Annotated in this window: 3 protein-coding genes; 2 read left to right on the plus strand and 1 reads right to left on the minus strand. The window is 69.6% G+C overall.

All coding sequences use genetic code 11. The features are described 5' to 3' along the window. Positions 1-163: 163 nt before the first annotated feature. Complete coding sequence (locus tag BDO18943_RS41925; protein ID WP_043188080.1) at positions 164-1,465, minus strand: FAD-dependent oxidoreductase; 1,302 nt, start codon at positions 1,463-1,465, stop codon at positions 164-166. Between the two features lie 343 nt (positions 1,466-1,808). Between BDO18943_RS41925 and purL the strand changes: the two genes are divergently transcribed. Continuing rightward, positions 1,809-5,882 (plus strand): phosphoribosylformylglycinamidine synthase, encoded by a 4,074-nt coding sequence (gene purL / locus BDO18943_RS41930; protein WP_175026668.1) that lies wholly within the window; start codon positions 1,809-1,811, stop codon positions 5,880-5,882. 5 nt (positions 5,883-5,887) lie between these two features. After that, positions 5,888-6,427, plus strand: a complete 540-nt coding sequence (locus BDO18943_RS41935) for a GNAT family N-acetyltransferase (RefSeq protein ID WP_175026669.1) — start codon at positions 5,888-5,890, stop codon at positions 6,425-6,427. Positions 6,428-6,606: the final 179 nt, after the last annotated feature.

A 6,606-nucleotide genomic window follows, 5' to 3' on the forward strand; every position in this document is an offset into this window, starting at 1 on the left:
CAGCGTATGCGGCGGCAGCGCCGCGGCGGCGCGGGCTTCGGCCGTGCGCAGGTCGGCGACGCGCAGCAGCGCAACGGGATCGGAATCGGGGAGCGGGCGGGTAACGGTCATCGCGGGGTCGTGGCGGCTGGCAAGGCGGCCGCCGGGGACGGGCCCGCGGCGGTCAGGTCGTGAAGCGCCCGGCGCGCAGCGCGGCGAGCGTGTCGGCGGGCCAGTGTTGCAGGTCGCCGCCCAGATAGTCGGTCACCACTTTAGCAGACCCGCATGCGAGCCCCCAACCGGCCGGGCCGTGCCCGAAATTGACGAACACGCGCGGATGCGGGGTCGGACCGACGACCGGCAGGCCGTCCGGCGACAGCAACTGCATGCCTTGCCACGACAACGCGGCCGAAATCCTGGCGGCACCGGGCACCCAGTCGTGGACGGCCTGGCCGAGCAGCGCGAGCGCCGCCTCGGACAGCGGCTCGGCGAGCGGTTTGGCGGTGTCGGGCACGCTCTGCAGCACGGCGCCGCCGCCGACGCGCAGCCGCTGGTGAGTGCGCGTGATCGAGATCCGCTTGATCGAATCGATGACGTTCAGGTGCGGCACGTGTTCTTCGTAGGCGATCGGCGCGGTGAGCGTATGGACGCGCACCGGATGCAGCGGCAGGCGCCAGCCGAGCCGGGCGAGCAGCGGCAGGCTGCCGGCGCCGGCGGCGACCACGATCGCGTCGGCGGAAATCACGTCGACCTCGCGCGCATTCGACGCGCGTCGGTCGCCGGTCGGGACGAGCTCGACTGCGGCGCGGCCCGTGTCGACGCGGATCGCGGCGACTTCCGCGCCGAAGCGGAACTGCACGCCATGCTCGTCGAGCGCCTGCTTGACCAGCTTCGTGAACAGCGGGCAATTCCCGGTGCGTTCGGTCTCGAGCAGGACGCCGCCGGCGAAGCCGGGCTCGGCCGGCACCGACGGCTCGATGGCCGCGCATTCGTCGGCGGAGAGCAGGCGGTACGGCTGGTCGAGCGTGCGCAGCAGGTCGAGCGCGGGCTGCATCGCGTCCCAGTCGCGCGGATCGCGCACGACGTGCAGGATGCCGGGCTTCTGGTCGAATTCGAGTTCGAGGTGCGTCTCGATGTCGGCGAGCGTGTCGCGCGACGCGTCGATCAGCGGGCGCAGCCGCGCGTACTGGGCCGCGAACGCGTCGGGCTCGCGCAGCGTGCCGAGCTGCTTGACGAAGCGGCGCACGCCGCCGTTGAAGCCCGGCTTGTAGACGATGCCGCTGTCGCGCGGCTGGCGCTGGCGCATGAAGGTCGGGCCGAACCAGACGTCGAGCGGGCTCGGCTGCAGTGCGCCGCCGTCGCCGTAGGTCGCACCCTGCGCGACGGTCGCGTGGCGTTCGACCACGCACACGCGGTGGCCAGCCGCGCGCAACTGGTAGGCGGTGGCGACGCCGCTGATTCCGCCGCCGATGACGATGACATCCATGGATTGCTTCGATGACGGGCGGCGCGCAGGCGCCGCCCGGTGAGAATTCGCTGAGGGCCCCGGCCCGGTGAACCCGGAATGATAGCGCCAAAATCGCGCAAACCGGCGCCGGGCGAGCAGGGATCGTGCAGCCGCGCCACGGCCGCCGGTTGCCGCGCCCGCGCAGGGCGGCCCAGTGGGCAATCCGGCGAGCGATCCGTGCACGGCGCGCACCGCGGCACCGTTGCGGTGCATGCGGGCTGCCGAACGGCCGGTCTTGGGCGACCGACTTCCGGGTATAATTACGGCCTTCCTTTCGCCCCACGTCGCCACCTTGCGCGACTCATCGACGTCAGTCCAGCCCATGGCTCACTTCTCGTGTTTTCCCGGCGCTTCGGCCCTCTCCGATTTCCGTCAAACCCGTCTGCTCGACACGCTCAAGCAAATCGACGCCAACATCGTCGCGGTGCGCGGGCAGTTCCTGCACTTCGTCAATGCGGCCGAGCCGCTGTCGGCCGACGACAGCGCGCGCATCGATGCGCTGATGCACTACGGCGCGCCGTTCGAGCCGGCGGCCGAGAAGGGTACGGCCGAGACCTTCGTCGTGCTGCCGCGCTTCGGCACGGTCTCGCCGTGGGCGAGCAAGGCGACCGACATCGCGCAGCACTGCGGCCTCACGCAGGTGCGCCGCATCGAGCGCGGTATCGAATTCACGGTCACGCTGAAATCGGGCCTGCTCGGAGGCAAGAAGGCGCTGTCGGACGACGCGCGCGCAGCCGTCGCAGCCGCGCTGCATGACCGGATGACCGAAAGCGTGGTCGCGGCACGCGACGACGCGAAGCACCTGTTCGACGAACTGCCGGCCAAGGCGCTCGCGAGCGTCGACGTGCTGGGCGTCGGCCGCGGCGCGCTCGAACGTGCGAACGCCGAGCTGGGCCTCGCGCTCGCCGATGACGAGATCGACTACCTGGTCGACGCGTTCCGCAAGCTGGAACGCAATCCGACCGACGTGGAACTGATGATGTTCGCGCAGGCGAACAGCGAACACTGCCGCCACAAGATCTTCAACGCACAGTGGACGATCGACGGCGAAGCGCAGGACATGTCGCTGTTCGCGATGATCCGCAACACCGAGAAGCTGAACCCGCAGGGCACGATCGTCGCGTATTCGGACAACTCGTCGATCATGGTCGGCGCCGAAGCCGAACGCTGGTTCCCGCGCAACGCAGGCGCGGCCGGCGAGCCGGGCGAGCGCTACGGCCGCCACACCGAGCTCACGCACACGCTGATGAAGGTCGAGACGCACAACCACCCGACGGCGATCTCGCCGTTCCCGGGTGCGGCGACCGGCGCCGGCGGCGAGATCCGTGACGAAGGCGCGACGGGCCGCGGTGCGCGCCCGAAGGCCGGCCTCACGGGCTTCACCGTGTCGAACCTCGACCTGCCCGATGCCCGCCAGTCGTGGGAAAACGCACGTGACGCGGCGCAGCCGGTCGGCGAGCGCAACCCGAACGACGCGCACGGCCCGCACGGCCCGTACGGCCGTCCGGACCGCATCGCGTCGCCGCTGCAGATCATGATCGACGGCCCGCTCGGCGGCGCCGCGTTCAACAACGAATTCGGCCGCCCGAACCTCGGCGGCTACTTCCGCGTGTACGAGCAGAACGTCGGCGGGAAGGTGCATGGCTATCACAAGCCGATCATGATCGCGGGCGGCCTCGGCAACATCGCGGATCAACATACGCACAAGCACGACGTGCCGGCAGGCTCGCTGCTGATCCAGATCGGCGGCCCCGGCATGCGGATCGGGATGGGCGGCGGCGCCGCGAGCTCGATGGCGACCGGCGCGAACACGGCCGAACTCGACTTCGACTCGGTGCAGCGCGGCAACCCGGAAATCGAGCGTCGCGCACAGGAAGTGATCAACGGCTGCTGGCAGCTCGGCGCGGAAAACCCGATCCTGAGCATCCACGACGTCGGTGCGGGCGGCCTGTCGAACGCGTTCCCCGAGATCGTCGACGGTGCGGGCAAGGGCGCGCGCTTCGAGCTGCGCAAGGTCGCGCTCGAGGAATCGGGCCTGTCGCCGCGCGAAATCTGGTCGAACGAAGCGCAGGAGCGCTACGTGCTGGCGATTGCGCCGGCCGACCTGCCGCGCTTCGAGGCGATCTGCGCACGTGAGCGTTGCCCGTTCGCGGTAGTCGGTGTCGCGACCGACGAACGCCAGCTGAAGCTCGTCGACGACGAAGCGACGGGCGCCGACGAATACCCGGTCGACATGCCGATGGAAGTGCTGCTCGGCAAGCCGCCGCGCATGCATCGCGACGTCACGCGCGTGGCAACCGAGCGCGCACCCGTCGACGTGACGGGCATCGCGCTGTCGGAGGTCGCGGTCGACGTGCTGAAGCACCCGACGGTCGGCAGCAAGTCGTTCCTGATCACGATCGGCGACCGCTCGGTCGGCGGCACGTCGGTGCGCGACCAGATGGTCGGCCCGTGGCAGGTGCCGGTGGCCGACTGCGCGGTCACGGCACTCGACTACGCGGGCTTCAAGGGCGAGGCGATGACGATGGCCGAGCGCACGCCGCTCGCGGTGATCAACGCGCCGGCCTCGGGCCGCATGGCGGTCGGCGAGGCGATCACGAACATCGCGAGCGCGCCGATCGCGTCGCTCGACAAGCTGAAGCTGTCGGCGAACTGGATGGCTGCGTGCGGCACGGCCGGCGAGGACGCCGCGCTGTTCGACACGGTCAAGGCGATCGGCATGGAACTGTGCCCGGCGCTCGGGATCGGCATCCCGGTCGGCAAGGATTCGCTGTCGATGAAGACGAAGTGGGACGAGCAGGGCGTCGCGAAGGAAGTGGTGTCGCCGGTGTCGCTGATCATCTCCGCGTTCGCGCCGGTCGAGGACGTGCGCCGTCACCTGACGCCGCAGCTGCGCCGCATCGCCGACGCGGGCGACAGCGTGCTGATCGCGATCGATCTCGGCCGCGGCAAGAACCGGATGGGCGGCAGCATCTTCGCGCAGGTCACGCAGCAGGTCGGCGACACGACGCCGGACGTCGACGACGCGGAAGACCTGAAGCGTTTCTTCAACGCGATCCAGTCGCTCAATGCGCAGGACAAGCTGCTCGCGTACCACGACCGCTCGGACGGCGGCCTGTGGGCGACGGTGTGCGAAATGGCGTTCGCGGGCCACGCGGGCGTGTCGCTGAACGTCGACATGCTGACGCTCGACCCGAATCACGAATCCGACTACGGCGACGCGAAGGACTGGGCGAAGCAGACGAGCGGCCGCCGCGAAGACCGCACGCTGCGCGCGCTGTTCTCCGAGGAACTCGGCGCTGTCGTGCAGGTGCGTGCGTCCGACCGTGACGCGGTGCTCGGCGCGCTGCGCGAGTTCGGCCTGTCGGCGTGCTCGCACGTGATCGGCTCGGTCAACGACCGCGACGTGATCGAGGTGTACCGCGACGCGAAGAAGGTCTTCGACGCACCGCGCAGCGAACTCCATCGCGCCTGGAGCGAAGTGAGCTGGCGCATCGCGCGCCTGCGCGACAACCCCGCGTGCGCGGATGCCGAATACGACGCGCTGCTCGACGTGGCCGATCCGGGCATCTCGCCGGTGCTGAGCTTCGATCCGGCCGACGACATCGCCGCGCCGTTCATCGCGACGGGCGCACGGCCCCGCGTCGCGATCCTGCGCGAGCAGGGCGTGAACTCGCATCTGGAAACGGCCTACGCGTTCGACCGCGCGGGCTTCGATGCGCACGACGTGCACATGAGCGACCTGCTCGCCGGCCGCGCAACGCTCGCCGATTTCGCAGGTGCGGTCGCATGCGGCGGCTTCTCGTACGGCGACGTGCTGGGCGCGGGCGAAGGCTGGGCGAAGACGGTCCGCTTCAACGCGAACCTCGCCGACATGTTCTCGGCCTTCTTCGCGCGTCCCGACACGTTCGCGCTCGGCATCTGCAACGGTTGCCAGATGCTGTCGAGCCTCGCGTCGATGATCCCGGGCGCGGAAGCGTGGCCGAAGTTCACGCGCAACAAGTCCGAGCAGTTCGAGGCGCGCTTCTCGTTCGTCGAAGTGGAGAAGTCGCCGTCGATCTTCTTCGCGGGGATGGAAGGTTCGCGGATTCCGGTCGCAGTCGCGCACGGCGAAGGCTATGCGGACTTCTCGCAGCAGGGCGACATCGATCGCGTCGCGGTCGCGATGCGTTTCGTCGACCACCGTGGCGAAGCGACCGAGGGCTATCCGTTCAACCCGAACGGCTCGCCGGCCGGCATCACGTCGGTCACGACGGCCGACGGCCGCTTCTCGGTGCTGATGCCGCACATGGAGCGTGTGCATCGTACGGTCGCGATGAGCTGGCACCCGGAAAGCTGGGGTGAAGCGAGCCCGTGGATGCGCGTGTTCCGCAACGCGCGCCGCTGGATCGGCTGATCGGGATGATGTTCGACCCGAACGCGCCGGTCGAGGTCGTCACGCTGCGCGACGCACGAGCGAGCGAGGCCGACGCGATCGGTCGCGTGATCGTCGCCGCGTTCGCGGGCGAACCGGAAGGCGGGCAGTTCGAACGGCGGATCGTCGACACGCTGCGGGCGGACGGTGCGCTGAGCGTATCGCTCGTCGCGGAGCGCGACGGCCGCCTGATCGGGCACGTTGCGTTCTCGCCGGTGTCGATCGGCGGCGAACCGTTCGACGGCTGGTACGGGCTGGCGCCGCTCGCGGTGCTGCCCGACTGCCAGCGGCAAAGTATCGGCGCGGGGCTGGTGCGCACGGGGCTCGACGCGTTGCGCCGGCTCGGCGCGCGCGGCTGCGTCCTGCTTGGCGAACCTGCGTACTACACGCGTTTCGGTTTTGCGCCATCCGGCGACATCGTGTTCCCGGGCGTGCCGCCGGAGTATTTCCTGGCGCTGTCGCTCGACGATTCGGTGCCACGGCCGTCTGGCGACGTTCGCTATCACGACGTGTTCTATCCCGCGTAACGCGAGTCGATCTGGTGCACGCGAAAGGCCGCTCTTCGGAGCGGCCTTTTCTTTTGGTGGGGGTGGAGTGCGGCGCAGCGTGAGGCACCGGCAATCGGTGCGCGGTGTCAAGTCCTGGAATAGGTTGACAGTATCCAGACGCTAGAACGCCCGATGCACCGCATCGGGCGTTTTGTATT

It is taken from the genome of Burkholderia aenigmatica (assembly GCF_902499175.1).
Lineage (GTDB): Bacteria > Pseudomonadota > Gammaproteobacteria > Burkholderiales > Burkholderiaceae > Burkholderia > Burkholderia aenigmatica.